The 16,977-nt window shown below is 43.7% G+C and carries 15 protein-coding genes and 1 pseudogene; 15 read left to right on the forward strand and 1 reads right to left on the reverse strand.

Annotated elements, in window-relative coordinates:
- Window positions 1–12 precede the first annotated feature (12 nt).
- The 15 genes and pseudogenes from ACFOEK_RS07225 to ACFOEK_RS07295 all read left to right on the forward strand — a co-directional run bounded on the left by ACFOEK_RS07225 (window position 13) and on the right by ACFOEK_RS07295 (window position 16,212).
- Window positions 13–834, forward strand: coding sequence for a hypothetical protein (locus ACFOEK_RS07225; protein ID WP_386718309.1), 822 nt, complete (start codon window positions 13–15; stop codon window positions 832–834).
- Between the two features lie 215 nt (window positions 835–1,049).
- Window positions 1,050–1,155 (forward strand): annotated as a pseudogene (locus ACFOEK_RS21235) (pilin); the annotation flags it as partial.
- Window positions 1,156–1,678: 523 nt separating this feature from the next.
- Window positions 1,679–2,068: a type IV pilin protein gene (locus ACFOEK_RS07235; RefSeq protein WP_386718315.1), complete on the forward strand. Its 390-nt coding sequence runs from the start codon at window positions 1,679–1,681 to the stop codon at window positions 2,066–2,068.
- Between the two features lie 81 nt (window positions 2,069–2,149).
- Window positions 2,150–3,856, forward strand: coding sequence for a type IV-A pilus assembly ATPase PilB (pilB, locus tag ACFOEK_RS07240; RefSeq protein WP_386718318.1), 1,707 nt, complete (start codon window positions 2,150–2,152; stop codon window positions 3,854–3,856).
- A 37-nt stretch (window positions 3,857–3,893) separates the two neighbouring features.
- Window positions 3,894–5,114 carry a type II secretion system F family protein gene (locus tag ACFOEK_RS07245; protein WP_386718320.1) on the forward strand — a complete coding sequence of 407 codons (1,221 nt, stop codon included), beginning with the start codon at window positions 3,894–3,896 and terminating at the stop codon, window positions 5,112–5,114.
- Between the two features lie 39 nt (window positions 5,115–5,153).
- A complete protein-coding gene (locus ACFOEK_RS07250; RefSeq protein ID WP_386718323.1) occupies window positions 5,154–6,011 on the forward strand; it encodes a prepilin peptidase in 858 nt (285 codons plus the stop codon).
- 187 nt (window positions 6,012–6,198) lie between these two features.
- A complete protein-coding gene (locus tag ACFOEK_RS07255) occupies window positions 6,199–6,441 on the forward strand; it encodes a hypothetical protein (protein WP_386718326.1) in 243 nt (80 codons plus the stop codon).
- Between the two features lie 250 nt (window positions 6,442–6,691).
- Window positions 6,692–8,311, forward strand: coding sequence for a HAMP domain-containing methyl-accepting chemotaxis protein (locus tag ACFOEK_RS07260; RefSeq protein ID WP_386718329.1), 1,620 nt, complete (start codon window positions 6,692–6,694; stop codon window positions 8,309–8,311).
- 468 nt (window positions 8,312–8,779) lie between these two features.
- Window positions 8,780–9,550, forward strand: coding sequence for an ABC transporter ATP-binding protein (locus ACFOEK_RS07265; RefSeq protein ID WP_386718331.1), 771 nt, complete (start codon window positions 8,780–8,782; stop codon window positions 9,548–9,550).
- A 60-nt stretch (window positions 9,551–9,610) separates the two neighbouring features.
- Window positions 9,611–10,369 carry a transporter substrate-binding domain-containing protein gene (locus ACFOEK_RS07270; protein WP_386718334.1) on the forward strand — a complete coding sequence of 253 codons (759 nt, stop codon included), beginning with the start codon at window positions 9,611–9,613 and terminating at the stop codon, window positions 10,367–10,369.
- Window positions 10,370–10,472: 103 nt separating this feature from the next.
- The gene (locus tag ACFOEK_RS07275; protein ID WP_386718337.1) at window positions 10,473–11,174 is read left to right on the forward strand and encodes an ABC transporter permease; all 702 of its coding nucleotides are present in this window, start codon (window positions 10,473–10,475) and stop codon (window positions 11,172–11,174) included.
- A 19-nt stretch (window positions 11,175–11,193) separates the two neighbouring features.
- Window positions 11,194–11,910, forward strand: coding sequence for an ABC transporter permease (locus ACFOEK_RS07280; RefSeq protein WP_386718339.1), 717 nt, complete (start codon window positions 11,194–11,196; stop codon window positions 11,908–11,910).
- Window positions 11,911–12,043: 133 nt separating this feature from the next.
- Window positions 12,044–13,081 carry a succinylglutamate desuccinylase gene (astE, locus tag ACFOEK_RS07285; RefSeq protein ID WP_386718342.1) on the forward strand — a complete coding sequence of 346 codons (1,038 nt, stop codon included), beginning with the start codon at window positions 12,044–12,046 and terminating at the stop codon, window positions 13,079–13,081.
- Window positions 13,082–13,193: 112 nt separating this feature from the next.
- Window positions 13,194–13,919, forward strand: coding sequence for a hypothetical protein (locus ACFOEK_RS07290; protein WP_386718345.1), 726 nt, complete (start codon window positions 13,194–13,196; stop codon window positions 13,917–13,919).
- Between the two features lie 55 nt (window positions 13,920–13,974).
- Entirely contained in the window at window positions 13,975–16,212 is a 2,238-nt protein-coding gene (locus tag ACFOEK_RS07295) for a CHASE2 domain-containing protein (protein WP_386718348.1), read from the forward strand.
- 49 nt (window positions 16,213–16,261) lie between these two features.
- On the opposite strand, the gene ACFOEK_RS07300 is transcribed toward ACFOEK_RS07295, so the two are convergent.
- A complete protein-coding gene (locus ACFOEK_RS07300) occupies window positions 16,262–16,909 on the reverse strand; it encodes a TetR/AcrR family transcriptional regulator (RefSeq protein ID WP_386718351.1) in 648 nt (215 codons plus the stop codon).
- Window positions 16,910–16,977 lie beyond the last annotated feature (68 nt).

Genomic DNA, 16,977 nt, shown 5'->3' on the forward strand with positions numbered 1-16,977 from the left:
GAAATAGAAACAATGCTCACTCTTGCTGGATTGAGAAAATACAATCGATACCAAGCTGCGCTTGGACATTTCGGCCTGAGCCTAATCATATTCGCAATTCTTGGTTACCTGGTATATTTCTGCTGGTACCCGCAACCACTGTTTTCTATCGATGCAGGTTGGCAAGGCATGCGCATCTTAGCATTCGTGGATTTTGTACTCGGCCCTTGCATCACATTGGTAATCTTTAATCCCAAAAAGAAAGAGTTATTTAAAGACTTAGCTATCATTGCCTTAATTCAAGTCAGCGCGCTGAGCTATGGGACTTATCATGTTTACCAATCAAGACCGGCGATTGTGGTATATGCAGACAACGGTTTTTACACCATAGCCTTAAGTGAATTAGAGCACTTCCCATTGAGCAAAGAACTATTGGATGAAGTTTCTTACATTTCACCAGTATACAAACTTCTGGACATTCCTAGAGAGAAACACTTAATTGAATACGCTGTCGAAACAGATGATTTTGTCAATTATGAAACCTTACAAGACTTAAGAATCCTCTCCATTCAAAAAGAAACACCCTTCTACTTACTAGAAGAATACTTAATGGACTATCAAGCTAATATAGCTACGATCAACAAGCACTCATATGATCTTAGCTCAGTTAAAAGTGAGCTACCGGAAGCAGATAAAAAGCTTCTTAACAAATGGATAGAAAGTAATCCTAATTATAAAAACTATTCCTATACCTCACTTATCGGGCGCTTTGGAAAAACAATCGTAAAGGTGGACAAAAAAACAGGTGTATTTTTAGGCTACATTCCTGTTGATTATCACGATGGTTATTTATAAACACATCAAAAGTGACGCTAAGCGTCACTTTCAAACAAAAATATTCACTTTAATTTCCCTCGCCAAAACCCTAAAAAACCAAAACAAAAAACATAACCAACTGATAAATATAAAAAAATACAATATTGGCACATAGTAAGCTTTACTCTAATCATCCAAAAACGGAGCAATCCGGAATTGAATAACCCAAACATACTTCCTGAGGGGAACACACAATGAAACAAGCAATTCAAAAAGGTTTTACACTGATTGAATTAATGATTGTAGTTGCGATCATCGGTATTCTGGCTGCAGTGGCAATTCCTGCTTACCAAGATTACATTGTAGCTACTGACATGACTAAAGTTGTTAACCAATTCGAAACCGGACGCAAGCTGGTCGAATCTGAAATGTCTAAGCAAAAGAACTTGAAAAAAGCGCGTAACGGCATGACAGATGCTGAAATTGCTGATCGCGTTGTTACAGATGCAGATACATTCCGCGCTCGCTTGAATCAAACAGGTACATCTCCTTCTGGTGATTTTGCATTTGCTGACGCGGTTGATGATGCAGCTGGCGTTATTGGATTAACTGGTGATGCTGCAGGTGATATCTGGGTTGAAGGCGAAGCTGTTACTGTAACCATCCCTGCATACAAGGATATCAATCCAGATGAAATTGATGGTGAAGCTGGTGTGGCAGGCTGTGGTGCTGGCCAACTACCTACATACTTAGAAGATGGTGTTTACACAGTAACTTTCTGCTTTAACTAATAGACAACAAGTAAAAGTAGTAAGCTAAACTTAAAGTAAAGCCCCTAGCGGGCTTTACTTGTTTCTATCTAATATCCAAGAGGCATTGCATTATGAAACATTTACACTCTGGATTTTCTTTAATTGAATTAATGATTGTTGTAGCAATTATCGGCATTATTTCAGCAATTGCAGTTCCTATGTATTCTGGTTACGTAGAAAGTAGTGAGAATAGCGTTGCTGACACACACCTCAACAGCATCATCCTATTTCAGGAGGCTTACCACCTAAATAACAGCACCTACCTAGAAGGAAACATGGTAGGAAATGATTCTGGAAATCCGTTTTATACCGAATTAGGTTTTAAACCTGGCCCAAACGGAGATAACTATACTTATGATGTTGAAGCTTGTGGCGCTGGAGATATCAGTGAGTGCTTCACTGCTACTGTATTTCTTACCGACAGTCCTTCTATTTCAGTAACTTATACAAAAGATCCCTAAACATAATTCATGACAAAACAGGGAAAGTTGAATCATCTTATGCTATAAAAGATAAGAATCTTAGATAGTTAGGTTGTGGTAATGGAAGAACAAAGACTAACAGGTCTGGCAAGACGTTTTTATGAAGATGGGGTAGTTTCTGAAGAGATTGCCAGAGAAAGTAACCTTTCCGCCAAGCAACAAGGCATCTCATTAATTGCTTACCTTACAAATAACGATTTAGCCGACCCTAAGCTGGTAGCCATATCCGCAGCTGAAGAGTTTGGACTACCTGTTTTTGATCTTGTTTCATACAATCCCGAAATCATTCCAAAATCAGCCGTTAAAGATGAACTGATTCAAAAACACAGAGTACTCCCGTTGCTTAAGCGAGGGAACACATTATTTGTTGCTGTTTCAGATCCGACAGACATCAAAGCCATTGACGATATAAAATTTAATACTGGCTTAACCGTAGAACCTGTCCTAACTGAGTTCGGTAAACTCAGTTCCACCATTTCCAGCTACCTTAGCTCTAAAGACATTAGCCTTCTAAACGACGACCAAGAAGAAGACTTCTCTGATTTTGAAGTTGAAGAAGATAAAGAAGACGAACAAGATGTAACCCAGTCAGAAACAGATGATGCGCCCGTTGTAAAATTCATCAATAAAATGTTGTTAACAGCCATCAAAACCGGTGCATCGGATTTACACTTTGAACCCTACGAAAAACGTTATCGAGTACGCTTCCGAACCGATGGTGTACTTCATGAAGTATCTTCACCTCCTAACCAGATTGCCACAAAGATATCTGCTCGTTTAAAAGTAATGTCCAGAATGGATATTGCTGAAAGACGCGTCCCTCAAGATGGACGTATTAAGCTCAAAATATCCAAAACTAAATCCATCGACTTCCGGGTAAATACCTTACCCTGCCTATTCGGTGAAAAAATTGTTCTCCGTATTCTGGATTCCAGTTCAGCTCAAATGGGTATTGATGCCTTAGGATATGAAGAAGAGCAGAAACAAATGTATATGGATGCCTTGGAACAACCTCAAGGCATGATTCTAGTTACAGGACCTACAGGATCAGGAAAAACCGTCTCTCTATACACTGGATTAAATATTTTAAATACCGCCGAGCGGAATATTTCTACGGCCGAAGATCCGGTTGAAATTAATCTGGAAGGCATTAACCAATGTAATGTTAATAACAAAGTAGGTCTTACCTTTGCGGAAGCATTGCGCTCTTTTCTTCGACAAGACCCTGACATCATCATGGTGGGAGAAATCCGGGATCTCGAAACTGCGGAAATCGCTATTAAAGCTGCCCAAACAGGGCACATGGTGATGTCTACACTCCATACCAACAGTGCACCTGAAACGTTGACTCGAATGCTGAACATGGGCGTTCCTGCGTTTAATTTAGCAACCTCTGTCAACTTAATTATTGCCCAACGCCTAGGAAGACGTCTGTGTTCGAACTGCAAACAAGAACTGGATGTTCCAAAAGATACGTTACTTGAAGCGGGCTTTACGCAAGAGGATGTATCGACCGGATTCAAACTATACCACCCAATAGGTTGTGAAAAATGCAATAAAGGTTACAAAGGTCGAGTCGGTATTTACGAAGTAGTAAAAGTCACACCCTCTATCTCTAAAATCATTATGGAAGGCGGTAATTCATTACAAATTGCAGAAGCCTGTGCAAAAGAAGGCTTCGACGATTTAAGACGATCCAGTCTTAAAAAAGTTATGCAGGGTGTCACCAGTTTAGAAGAAGCGAACAGGGTAACCTCTTCTCATTAAGTTCATAGAGTGCAGACAAAGACAAACGAGATAACTCATGGCAAAAAAACAAGAAAAGAAAAAGTTCATATGGGAAGGAAAAGATCGATCAGGTAAGGTCGTGAAAGGCGAGATGTCTGCTTTATCAACCGCGCTAGTTAAAACCCAACTCCGTTCTCAAGGAGTGAACCCTACCAAAGTAGTTCAAGAACGTACGCCCTTATTTGGTGGCAAAGGTAAACCCATTAAACCTATGGATGTGGCTATTTTTACTCGCCAACTGGCTACTATGATGAAGGCAGGGGTTCCTTTAGTTCAATCTTTCGATATCGTTGCCGACGGACTTCAAAATGCCAACATGAAAGATTTGGTTTTAAAAATCAAAACAGAAGTAGAAGGCGGAAGCAGCTTTGCACATGCCATTAGCCAACACCCACTTTATTTTGATGAACTCTTCTGTAACTTGGTAGATTCTGGTGAACAGTCTGGTGCTCTAGAAACGATGTTAGATCGAATTGCAACCTACAAAGAAAAAACGGAAGCACTGAAATCTAAAATCAAAAAAGCCATGAACTACCCAATTGCAGTAGTCTCGATTGCAATTATTGTAACCGCCGTACTCTTAGTAAAAGTTGTACCTCAATTTGAAATAGTATTTGGTAATTTTGGAGCAGAACTTCCTGCCTTTACTCAGATGGTTATTGGCATGTCTGAATTTATGCAAGAGTGGTGGCTCATCATACTTGCTGGCGCTGGCGGTACAGGCTTTGGCCTATCTCAATTATTCAAACGATCTAAATCAGCTCAAGATACCCTTGATAGAGGTCTACTTAAAGCACCTATCGTTGGCAACATCCTCTATGAATCAGCGGTCGCTCGTTATTGCCGTACGTTATCTACCACCTTTGCTGCTGGTGTCCCTCTCGTAGAAGCTCTAGACTCTGTCGCTGGTGCCACAGGTAATGTGGTATTCAAAAATGCAGTATTAGGTATTAAAGAAGACGTGTCTTCAGGTGTGCAATTAAATACCTCCATGAAACAAACTGGCTTATTTCCAGCCATGTGCTTACAGATGGTTGCTATTGGTGAAGAATCTGGTGCACTCGATGAAATGCTCGACAAAGTAGCCACACACTTTGAAGCAGAAGTAGATAACGCCGTTGATGGTTTAACCAGTCTAATGGAACCCATCATCATGGTTGTATTAGGTGTTCTTGTTGGTGGCCTAATCGTAGCTATGTACCTTCCGATCTTCCAGCTCGGCAAGACGGTAATGTAATTTATCTTCCCAAGAACATTCTTCTAGAGAGACTTAATTTTGTTCTTAGATATTTATTCAGGCGGGCAGTTGCTCGCCTTTTCTGTGATTTTAGGCCTGCTAGTAGGCAGTTTTTTGAACGTCGTAATTTATCGTGTTCCAGAGATACTGAAGCGCCAGTGGAAATCAGAGTGTACCGTATTTCTTGAAATAAAAACTGAAGAGCAAGAACAGCCTAAAGAGCCCTTCAATCTCGTAAAGCCCAATTCTACCTGCCCAAAGTGCGGTCATAAGATCAAGCCCTGGGAAAACATTCCTGTTATCAGTTACATTTTTCTGAGAGGAAAATGTAGTAACTGCAAGACACCTATTTCCCTGCGCTATCCCGCGATTGAAGCATTAACAGGCCTTATGACAGGCCTTATGATTTTCCAGTTCGGTGCCTATTGGACTGGCTTATTTGCAATGCTGTTTATATGGATGCTCATTGCCCTGTTCTTCATTGATTTTGATGAACAGTTACTACCAGATAACATCACTCTTCCTTTACTTTGGCTTGGCTTAATTGCTAACTCTCAAGGGCTCTTTGTGGACTTATCCACAGCTCTTTACGGAGCAATCTTTGGCTACCTCAGTCTATGGAGTGTCTACTGGCTGTTTAAGCTGGTTACAGGTAAGGAAGGCATGGGCTATGGCGACTTCAAATTACTGGGAGCACTTGGCGCTTGGTGTGGTTGGATGATGTTGCCTCAAATCATCATACTATCTTCAGTGATCGGCTTATGTTTTGGGTTAACCCAGATGTTTCGCTCTGGCGAAAATCAGCCCTTTGCATTTGGACCCAGCCTGATAATCGCGGGACTCATTGCTTTCATTTGGGGAGCAGATATTAATCACTGGTATCTGGCGAACATTTAAATCATTCTCTGAGAAAAGGCCTGATCGCTGAGCCTTTTCTCAGACCATCGTTATAAACAACCACTTATCCGAACTTATTCGACCCATTCCAACTTTTTTATGTATAGTGACCTAGAGCACACATTTTTATAAAGTGGAGACTACACTTTAGTTAATTTCGTTAACTGCTTAATAACTAAGGATGAATATGAGTAGCGCCAAACTCCAAGCATCGGATTTGGTACGCCCGGTCTTTGATGCTTTTCACCAGCAATACATACGTTCAGAAGCAGAACTAAGATTCCTGCTTATCAATCTTTCTGATCAGGGAGCAATCAGAGATTTTGAAGTAGAGATCATTCTTGAAATTCTCACAAGCGCTTCCGCAAGCACCCTTGATTTAAAGCGTGTTAACAGCTGGATTGGGCCGCACTTACGCATCGACATCTGATCCAAGCACTGCAAGAGTCATAACCCCCTTATCGCTTGAGCTTACTCACCATTGCTCAACAACACTGCGACCCTGCCTTATAGTCATTCCCTGCGATCATGTTCATATTCTTATACTAAATTCCTTCCAACTTTCCATTATTTTACTAGCTGGCTTTGCGTCTCTGGCTACACTTCTATAACACACTGTAAGGAAATCCCATTGGGTGTCGATATAACACGAAGACCCAACTACTTTTTACGAGCAGGCTATGCGCATCCAAAACCTTTCAATTAAATCTCGATTAACACTCAGTTTCACAATCATTCTCATTTTATTGATTATCGTCTCGCTATTAGCCTTTACCGGTATGACACGACTCTCAAAATCCTCCGAGAGCTTTGTTGAAAGGGATGTATCGGAAGTTCTCTTTGCCAGTGAAATCAACATCGAAGCCCAGGCCGCGGCATTAAGTTTATTGCAAATCCTCCCGAACAAAGACAGAAATGCTCGTATTGCTTTATACAAAGAAATGGATCAACACAGTGCTAGAGTCACCGAATTAGTTAATGCACTGAAAGAACAAGATCCAGAAGGAATGGATAACTTGGTATCCAACATCGTTAAACACCGTAAGGATTACCAAGCAGCCTTTCTAGACACAGTAGACCTCGTCGAGTTGGATGCAAACGAGGCTATCCAGCACTTTAATAAGCACACCAAGCCCGCTCTTGACCGCCTGTTATCAGACATTAAAGAACTGCTGACACAGAAACATGCTCACATGCAGGCCAAACATGAAGAAACAGAAACCCATAGCAGCCAGTTACTGACATTGATGGCAATACTCTCTTTGGTTGCTATCATCTTAGGCATTATCCTAGCCGCATTAACCAGTAAAAGTATCGTTTCTCCTCTTAATGAAGCCGTTCTCGCAGCAAGAAGGATCTCTTCAGGTGACTTTAGTCACACTGCGATGACCACCCGAAAAGATGAAATTGGCGCCCTATTACATGCCTTCCAAGGAATTACGAATGAGTTAGGGAGCCTGATTGCCTCAATTAAGCACTCTTCTGAAAGCGTCGAGGATTCAGCCAGCCACCTTAATGAGCCTGTTCAAGCCGTTGTCGCCGCATCAAATAACCAGTCAAAAGCCGCAACAGAAATCACAACCCTGATTCACAACTTCATTGACGAAAATGCACAAGCTGCGAATACCGCATCCGAAGCCAAACACCAAGCAGAGCTTGCCAGCGATCTCGCCAGCGAAGGCTGTCGCCGCATCACCTCGGCCTCGCAGGAGTTTGGAAAAATAGCCGACACCATTAATCGATCAGCTGATTCCGTCGAAGGCTTACGTCAACAAGCGGTATCCGTTCGGGAAATGGTTACCTCGATCAAAGAAATCGCAGAGCAAACCAACTTACTTGCTTTAAATGCAGCTATTGAAGCCGCTCGCGCAGGTGAACAAGGCCGAGGCTTTGCCGTCGTAGCCGACGAGGTCCGTAACTTGGCAAGTCGTACCGCACAAGCCACCACCGAGATTAACGACATTATTGATGCCATTGATGGCAGTACACAACTTGCGGTGGAACAGATTGGTGCAGGTCGTCAGGAAATGGAAGCCGGAGTACAACTTATTGAAGATATGGTTGAACCCTTAATGGAGCTCAAATCCGGTTCACAAGCGTCCCTGGAACAACTTGAACTGCTCTCAGAAGCGATTATAAAACAAGCGCAAGACAGTCAATTAATCGGACAAAACATTCGAGAGATTGGCGAACTGGCGAAGGAAAATTGTACAGAAGTTAATAGCGTTTCTGGTTACACACTGACCTTAAAAGAAGTTTCTTCAAATCTGGGAGAGCAAGTTCGACGCTTTGTTTTGTAATAAGCATTCAACTATTTTAATAAACATATCAATACATTAGCTGACTCATTACAAAAACATGACGAATTCGTAAAGATACAGTTACTTAAAAAGTATTGATTTTCAAAAATAACCACTACAGAATGTCCCCACGCTTGCCATGAAGCATTTCTCATTGCTACTGGCAGTAAAAAATAATTAATACAGTGCTTTTTTATGCTGAAAACAACTCATCAAGACATTGACAGTGTTCTTATCTCCGTCTGCAAGTATCCGCCTGCAGTCTTGTTGTCTCAGCCGTCTCCAGTTGCAAAACTTGTACTCGCAGAAGTTCACGACGAGTAGATTTCATTTCCTATTCAGCAAACAAGTGTCTTAAACCTAAGGCATGGTTTTTGCGTTCACAGTTATATTTTCGTTCGTACATTGACGATTGGAACTTTCAGTTCTTAACTTTTCTAACAAACCCTTTAAATTGGGAGAATTACGATGGGAGAAGCTACTCCCCTGGTCGTTAGGGATATCCATAAAACCTTTAACGATCTGGAAGTACTTAAGGGCATCTCACTTGAAGCTGAGAAAGGCGATGTAATTTCAATGATCGGCTCTTCTGGCTCAGGTAAAAGTACCTTTCTTAGATGTATCAACCTGCTAGAAACACCGACATCTGGTGACATTATAGTGCACGGTGAAAACATCGACTTTAAGACCGACAAACAAGGTGTTCGTGTTCCAGCCAACAACAAACAAGTCGAAGCCATGCGTTCTCGCCTGTCTATGGTATTCCAAGGCTTTAACCTGTGGTCTCACATGACGGTGATGGAAAACATCATTGAAGCACCGGTGAATGTACTTGGTAAATCCAAGAAAGAAGCGATGGAACACGCCAAAGAACTATTGGACAAGGTGGGCATCTACGAGCGTCGTGACTATTACCCATCGCAAATGTCCGGTGGTCAACAACAGCGTGCTGCGATTGCTCGAGCGTTGGCGATGGAACCTGAAGTGATGCTGTTCGACGAACCAACTTCAGCACTTGATCCTGAGCTGGTTGGCGAAGTATTAAAAGTTATGAGAAGCCTTGCCGAAGAAGGTCGAACTATGATTGTGGTAACCCACGAAATGGCGTTCGCTCGCGATGTTTCAAATAAAGTTATCTTCCTTCATCAAGGGAAGATTGAAGAACAAGGACCACCACAAAAAGTCTTTGAAAACCCAGATTCTGAGCGAATGAAGCAATTCCTAGCTCCGAAATACTAGTAATTAAAAACAAAAACCAATAGACCTTCTAAAGGGACCACATAACGAGGAAAGAGTGTTATGAAAAAAGTAATTGCAGCCTTAGCTTGCGGACTAGCATTAACCAGCGGTTTTGCATCAGCCAAAGAATACACAGAAGTTCGTTTGGCCGTTGACGTACCTTACGAGCCGTTTGAATATAAAGCACCTGACGGTTCACTTACCGGCTTCGAAATCGACCTTGGTAATGCCGTTTGTGCTGAAATGCAGGTTAAATGTGAGTGGGTAATTCAAGCATGGGACGGCATCATCCCTGGTCTTCTTGCTCGTAAATACGACGCTATCTTCTCTTCTATGTCGATCAACGAAGATCGTAAAAAGAAAGTGCTTTTCTCTGAGCCATACTACAACACTCCATCGTCTTGGTTCGGTCCTGACAGCAACAAACAACTAGACGTATCAAGCAAAGACGCACTTAAAGGCAAGAGCGTGGGCGTTCAGCGCGGTACTATCCAAGACAAATACGTTACCAAAAACTTCGGTGACGTGGTTGATGTTAAGCGTTACACCACCTCTGACGATCTAGTATTGGATCTTCAAGGCGGCCGTTTGGATCTTGTGTTCCTGGATTATCCAGTAGGTGAATCTACCATCATGAAGCAAGACGGTTTTGACTCTATCAGCGATACCATTCAACTAGGCGACGGTGTTGCGGTTGCTATGCGTAAGCGTGATAAAGATCTTGCAGCGCAATTCAACAAAGCGTTGAAGGCCGTGAAAGACAACGGTACTTACGACAAGATCATGAAGAAGTACTTCTCTTACAACATCAAAATGTAAGAACCCTAACGGGACCCAGAGAGCTACCAAGGTAGCTCTCTTACTTTGGCCTCATCATTCGGGCCATACAGCGATTTAATATCAGCCAAGACAGCGAAATATTATGATTGATTTTCACGGCTACGGCCCATCCATATTTTACGGCGCGATTCTCACTATTGAGATTGCTTTCTTATCGTTATTTCTAGCCGTAATCCTCGGTTTGTTAGGCGCCATTGCCAAAGTATCCAAGAATAAAGTTGCCAATGGCATCGCGACTGTCTACACCACAGTCATTCGTGGCGTACCTGATTTGGTATTAATGCTGCTCATTTTCTTTGGCGGTCAGGTGTTAATGAATAACTTCTCTGACTGGCTTTATGAAGCTTATGAAATTGATGTGTTCTTTAACATCAATGAGTTTATTGCTGGCGTTGTCACCATTGGTTTTATCTTTGGGGCGTATATGTCAGAAACCTTCCGTGGTGCGTTCCAGTCCGTTGAAAACGGACAAATTGAAGCAGGCAAAGCTTACGGAATGAGTAACGTACAGATTTTCAAACGTATCATGTTTCCGCAAATGATGCGCCATGCTCTACCAGGCCTGGGTAACAACTGGATGGTTCTACTGAAGACCACCGCCCTGGTCTCTATCATTGGTCTAGCCGATATGGTGCGCTTGGCCTCAGAAGCGGCAAAAGCCGTACACGAACCTTTTACCTTCTTTATCCCTGTTGCTGCTGTCTATCTAGCACTGACCGCTATTTCAGAAATTGTTATCAAGAAGTTAGAACACCGTTATAGCGCCGGTGTGATTAAGGGTTAAGGGCAAGAGGTAATTACCGATGGACAGTTTAATCGCACTGATCGACCAGAACGAAATTTTTAACGTACAGACCCTACTGCATTATTGGGATGGGTTTGTAATGACCATTCAGCTGGTGTTCTTATCGCTCGTGGTAGGCGCCGTTCTTTCTATTCCGTTAGCGTTGATGAGAAGCTCCAACAACCCATGGATCTCAAGACCGGTTTGGTTATACACCTACATTTTCCGTGGCACCCCGCTACTGATTCAGCTTTACATTATTTATTACGGTGTTGTGTTTATTGAAGGCATTCAGGATTCTATGTTCTGGCCTATCGTAAAAGACGCCTTTTACCCATGTTTAATCGCCTTTGTCTTAAATACCGCTGCCTACACCACAGAAATTTTACGTGGTGCTTTGGTAGCAACACCAAAAGGGGAGATCGAAGCGGCCAAAGCCTACGGCATGTCTTGGTGGCAAATGACCCGACGCATTGTTCTGCCGAGCGCTTTCCGTCGTGCACTGCCAGCCTACGGTAACGAAGTAATCTTTATGCTTCACGCCAGTGCCATTGCCAGCGTTGTCACCATCGTTGATTTAACCGGTGCCGCCCGTGACGTTTATGCACAGCACTATGCGCCTTTTGAAGCCTATACCTTCGTTGCTCTGATCTATCTGTGTGTCACCTTCTGTTTGATCTATCTGTTCAAATTCCTTGAAAAGAAAATGCTGGCGCATTTACGCCCACTGTCGTAAGTCTCTCTATACTTACTCTTGTCAGATACCTGTGTGATTCGCAGGATCTGACACCTGACATGTACCGTCCATTATTAGTATCAGCCGTTATCAATATCAGCCGTTCAGTAATCCAACTCTAAAGGTGAATGGAATGACGCTTAACTTTTTTGCACCCAACCAAGACTTCCTTTCTGAAACACTGAACGACTTAATCCCTGCACCACCAACCAATGAGATGACGTTAGACGATGGTACGCGCGTAACTCGGATGGGTTTAGGCGCCCTATGGTTTCAGCCAAAATCACCTACTGATGAACAAGTATTGATCTTTTCATCCGCGATTCACGGCAATGAAACGGCTCCGATTGAAGTCTGCAATCACATCGTTAACGACATTTTCGCGGGCAAAATAAAGGTGTTGCGTCCAACTTTGTTTCTTTTGGGTAATCCAGCCTCCATGCGCATCGCGGAACGCTTTGTGGAAGAAAACCTCAACCGGCTGTTTTTAGGCAAACACTCGGCCGAAGGGAAAACGCAGAACCTTGAAACTCAACGCGCTCAAGTCTTGGAAAGCTGGGTCGACGAGTTTATACAAGCTCAACCAAAGGATTCACAGCTTCTGCATTACGATCTGCATACTGCCATTCGAGGCTCGCACAGAGAGAAGTTTGCCCTCTACCCTTATGTGCCGAATCGCGACGCCCCTCGCCAACAAGTCGCCTTCATGTGTGCTGCGGATGTTCACACTATCCTGTTGCAATCGACGCCTGCCGGCACGTTTTCAGCATTAACCTCAGTAAAATACGGGGCCGAAAGTTTCACCATTGAATTAGGCAGCGTTAACCCCTTTGGAGAGAACGATCTCAGCCGTTATGAAGGCATTCATTCTTTACTCTGCTTACTACTGGAAGCGAGAGAGTCCTGTATTGAGGAAAGCCAAGCCGACGCAGTTGACCTCTTTGTGGCCTGCCATGAAATTCTAAACACAGGCGATAGCTTTGAGTTGAACATCGAAGAAGACGTGTGGAACTTCGCACCTTATGAATCCGGTGCGCTCATTTGGAAAGACGACCAACAAGAGTATCGCGTCGAAGGTGAAACCCAATACATTGTGTTTCCCAACAGTAAAGTACCCGTCGGCCAACGTGCTGGATTACTGCTTAAAAAACAACCCAGTCCAAAGCCCTAAACTGAGACGTTCCCCAGCCTACAACAATCACAGAACAAGCTAATCCATAGTAGGAACAGTCAGTTCGTATTCCTTGTGCTATACCTCATAAATAGCCTGTAGGAATTCATCTATGGATAAACGTTTTCTTCGACGAGATTTTATTCGCCGTAGCCTGATCGGCAGCGGTTACCTTGCACTAACGGGAACAAATATTCTTGCCCCCTTAGTTCATGCATTTGGCAATATTCCGGAAGAACTTCCCCCTGGCCAGTCTATTTATGACATGGGCGGGGAAGTTTATGTAGACGGTCAGCTCGCGGACAAGTCCACCTTTATCAGTGCCCAATCCCTTGTGGAAACCGGTAGCAATAGTTTTGTGATCTTTGTGGTGGGTAAAGACGCACACATCCTCAGAGAAAACAGCCGACTCCAGCTAGAAGGCGAAACCAGTATCATTGAAACCGGATTACGACTCTTTACCGGCAAGCTGTTATCGGTGTTTGGCAAACGCTCTTCCAACGAAAGTCACACCATCAAAACCTCTACCGCCACCATTGGTATTCGAGGCACAGGCATTTACACAGAGTCTGACCCTGACGTTAGCTACGTCTGTACTTGTTATGGTCATGTGGACTTATTAGCGAACACCGATCAACAAAGCTCAGAAACCATTATCTCGGAACATCACGATGCACCTCGCTATATTCTGGCGGACGGCAACGCCGGAAAGTTAATCACGCCTGCCCCGTTTAAAAATCACAGTGATGAAGAGTTGATGCTGATCGAAGCGATCACCGGAAGAACACCGCCCTTCTCATCGGTTATGGGGTATAGTTCACCGAGAAGGGGTTATTGATGAAACATCAGTCTCAACCTATGTTCTTCAACTGATCTCCTAATCATTACGACCTATGGCAGACTTAGGCGAAACAAAGTCCAAGTTATTTAAGAGACTTAATTCTCTTACGACCAAGCGTTTTATTCGCTTGATGTTGAGTTTTTCCATTTTACTCGTGTTCTTGTTGCACAGCTCAGGAGTCCTGCAAGTTACCTTACTGGATGCTCTAGAGCGTTTTTCATACGACGTAAAACTCAACAGCACCGCACCACATACCACAGACCATCGCATTGTAATTGTCGATCTCGACGAGAAAAGCCTGCAACAACATGGACAGTGGCCCTGGAATCGAGGCCTGGTCGCAGACATGGTGTCCAAGCTTCTGGAGCAACATCAGGTTCAAAGCATTAGTTTTGATATGGTCTTTGCCGAACCTGATTTCTCAGATGGCATATCGGTGCTTGAAGATGTCGGTCAATACCTTCCCCAAGAGGTCGTTCAAAAGTGGCAACGGATCTTAGACTTTGATCAGCAATTTGCTCAGGTGATCAAGGATCAACCCGTGGTTCTGGGTTATGTCTTTCAACAAAACTCAGAAGACATCATCAACCAACTGACCGAGCCTAGCACTCTCTTATCGCCATCCATACAAGAAAAACTCGATCTGATTTCCCCGAAAGGTTTTACGGCAAACATTGCGTCTTTGGAAGCAGCTAGCCCCATATCCGGTTTCTTCGATAACCCGATTGTGGATGAAGATGGCGTCTATCGCAGAGTACCGTTAGTACAAACGTACCAAGGGGGTATTTACCCATCTCTGGCTTTAAGCACGCTCATCATTAATCAAGATGCCCCCAAACTCAGACTGGATATTCAACAAGAACAAGATTACGCCGCCATTGAAGGCTTGTACCTTGGCTCAAATTATATTGCGACCGGAGCGCTGACCGATGTTTATGTGCCCTATCGTGGCCGACAAGAGAGCTATCCATACGTTTCTGCCAGCGATGTCTTGCAATCGAACGAACCAATTCCAATACTAAAAAATGCCATAGTATTGATCGGTACAACTGCGCCCGGCTTGCTGGATCTGCGTTCAACGCCTTTACAGAAAAACTATCCCGGAGTTGAGGTTCACGCCAACCTGATCAGCGGCATGCTCGACGGGACGACACGTCATCGTCCCAGTTACAGCCTGGCCATTGAGTTTTTGACCTTAATGCTCATCGGTTTGGTGATCATCTTCTCCCCCTTCATTAATGCCCCTTTCAAGCATTTAAGTTTGTTATCGGCCTTAGCGCTGGCACATACTCTGATTAATCTGTACCTCTGGAATAGCCAACTCGTTATTCATCTGGTGTCTCCTCTGGCCTTAATCTTTACGCTGCTCGCTTTTCAAACCAGTTGGGGTTTCTTCATTGAAGCCCGCGCCAAGCGTCACCTCGCTAAGTTGTTTAGCCAATACATCCCCAAAGAATTGGTCAATCGAATGGCCGAAGCGCCAGAGAGCTTTGAACTCAGCGGAGAAAGTCGTGAAATGACGGTGCTGTTTACCGACATTCGAGGCTTTACCAATATCTCCGAAAGTCTCCCCCCGAAGGAACTCTCGAAACTAATGAAGGAGTTTCTGACGCCCATGACCGAAATCATCCACAAACACAACGGCACCATCGATAAGTACATGGGCGACGCTATCATGGCGTTTTGGGGCGCCCCTCTGCCTGATGATCAGCACAGATACAATGCCATTCATGCCGCAGAAGAAATGGTTGAAGCACTAAAGAAAATCAATAATAAATTCGCAACAAGAAACTGGCCGACGCTCGACATCGGTATCGGTATCAACACGGGAATGATGGACGTTGGCAACATGGGCTCAGAATACCGTATGGCGTACACAGTATTGGGCGACGCAGTGAACTTAGGCTCACGGCTAGAAGGCTTAACCAAAAGCTACGGCGTTTCAACCATCATAGGAGAAGACACCTTCCGCAACCTCGACGGCATTTTATGCCGAGAAATTGACCGTGTTAAAGTGAAAGGCAAAGATCGGCCCGTCAGTATTTTCGAGCCCATAGGCTATCAGGATTTACTGTCGCCAGATGAAATCCAATTCATTGATGACTTTAACGAAATGCTGTTGAAGTATCGTGCGCAAGACTGGCCAGGTTGTCTCGAGATTATTCAGAAGTTAATCAAGCGCTCAGGGCCACACCCCATTTTTAAAGTCTATTTGGAACGAATCCGAACCTATCAAAAACAGCCTCCCGGTCTGGATTGGGATGGTGTCTTTGTTCATACCTCGAAATAACAATAGAAATTACCTTACAGAAAGGATTCCCAACATAAACACGTTAGCCTTAAGAGCGCTTGGACTTATACAGGGTCTCAATGGCTGTAAATAAGGTTTCCAGCGCACCATCGAAACGATCCCAGGTCGCTTGGTCATTCAAATCCAACCCGGCAAAAGGGGACTTTAACGATTCCCTGATCGTTAGATGAAGTAACGCCGCACCCAACATAGCCGTAATTTCATGGTCGTATTCAGTCATCTCAATATGATCTTGGCCCATCATTTCTTTGACAAGATTGAGTGAACTTTGTGTACGGGAAGCAACCAGACTTTCGGTGATCTCATTGTTCTCCACCATTTCCCAAGCGTAGATAGCAACGGTATGAGGTCGTTTTTTCAACGCAATTCTGAAATTTCTGAAGATGGTTCGACAGCGCTCTCTTAAAGTCAGCCCTTTAAACTCATCTTCCGACATGCCGCGAATTTCATCCACCGATGGCCAGAAACTGTCGGTTTCACCATAGGCCTGAATCAAACCTTCCAAACCACCGAAGTAACGATAAATCAATGCCTTAGCAACACCCGCCTGCTTCGCAATGCGGTTAATACCTAAGCCCTGATAACCATCTTGAGCTAATACTTCACCCACCGCCGACAAGATCTTCGACTTGGTTTGCTCTTTGTTCTTCACTTGCGACATGTCATCTACTGCCATTGACCGATTCTTAGTTCTGTATCATACCTTTGAGCAAAGACTCTAAACATTAACCACCCCACAAAAAT

The sequence above is a fragment of the Litoribrevibacter euphylliae genome (assembly GCF_042646085.1).
In the GTDB taxonomy this organism is placed as follows: Bacteria; Pseudomonadota; Gammaproteobacteria; order Pseudomonadales; family Litoribrevibacteraceae; genus Litoribrevibacter; species Litoribrevibacter euphylliae.

Bases quoted from the DNA above. Each gene is read 5' to 3' on its own strand.
- ACFOEK_RS07295 (WP_386718348.1), top strand. From the start codon at position 13,975: ATGGCAGACTTAGGCGAAACAAAGTCCAAGTTATTTAAGAGACTTAAT.
- ACFOEK_RS07290 (WP_386718345.1), top strand. From the start codon at position 13,194: ATGGATAAACGTTTTCTTCGACGAGATTTTATTCGCCGTAGCCTGATC.
- ACFOEK_RS07245 (WP_386718320.1), top strand. From the start codon at position 3,894: ATGGCAAAAAAACAAGAAAAGAAAAAGTTCATATGGGAAGGAAAAGAT.
- pilB (WP_386718318.1), top strand. From the start codon at position 2,150: ATGGAAGAACAAAGACTAACAGGTCTGGCAAGACGTTTTTATGAAGAT.
- ACFOEK_RS07275 (WP_386718337.1), top strand. From the start codon at position 10,473: ATGATTGATTTTCACGGCTACGGCCCATCCATATTTTACGGCGCGATT.
- ACFOEK_RS07235 (WP_386718315.1), top strand. From the start codon at position 1,679: ATGAAACATTTACACTCTGGATTTTCTTTAATTGAATTAATGATTGTT.
- ACFOEK_RS07270 (WP_386718334.1), top strand. From the start codon at position 9,611: ATGAAAAAAGTAATTGCAGCCTTAGCTTGCGGACTAGCATTAACCAGC.
- ACFOEK_RS07280 (WP_386718339.1), top strand. From the start codon at position 11,194: ATGGACAGTTTAATCGCACTGATCGACCAGAACGAAATTTTTAACGTA.
- ACFOEK_RS07265 (WP_386718331.1), top strand. From the start codon at position 8,780: ATGGGAGAAGCTACTCCCCTGGTCGTTAGGGATATCCATAAAACCTTT.
- ACFOEK_RS07225 (WP_386718309.1), top strand. From the start codon at position 13: ATGCTCACTCTTGCTGGATTGAGAAAATACAATCGATACCAAGCTGCG.
- ACFOEK_RS07255 (WP_386718326.1), top strand. From the start codon at position 6,199: ATGAGTAGCGCCAAACTCCAAGCATCGGATTTGGTACGCCCGGTCTTT.
- astE (WP_386718342.1), top strand. From the start codon at position 12,044: ATGACGCTTAACTTTTTTGCACCCAACCAAGACTTCCTTTCTGAAACA.
- ACFOEK_RS07300 (WP_386718351.1), bottom strand. From the start codon at position 16,909: ATGGCAGTAGATGACATGTCGCAAGTGAAGAACAAAGAGCAAACCAAG.
- ACFOEK_RS07260 (WP_386718329.1), top strand. From the start codon at position 6,692: ATGCGCATCCAAAACCTTTCAATTAAATCTCGATTAACACTCAGTTTC.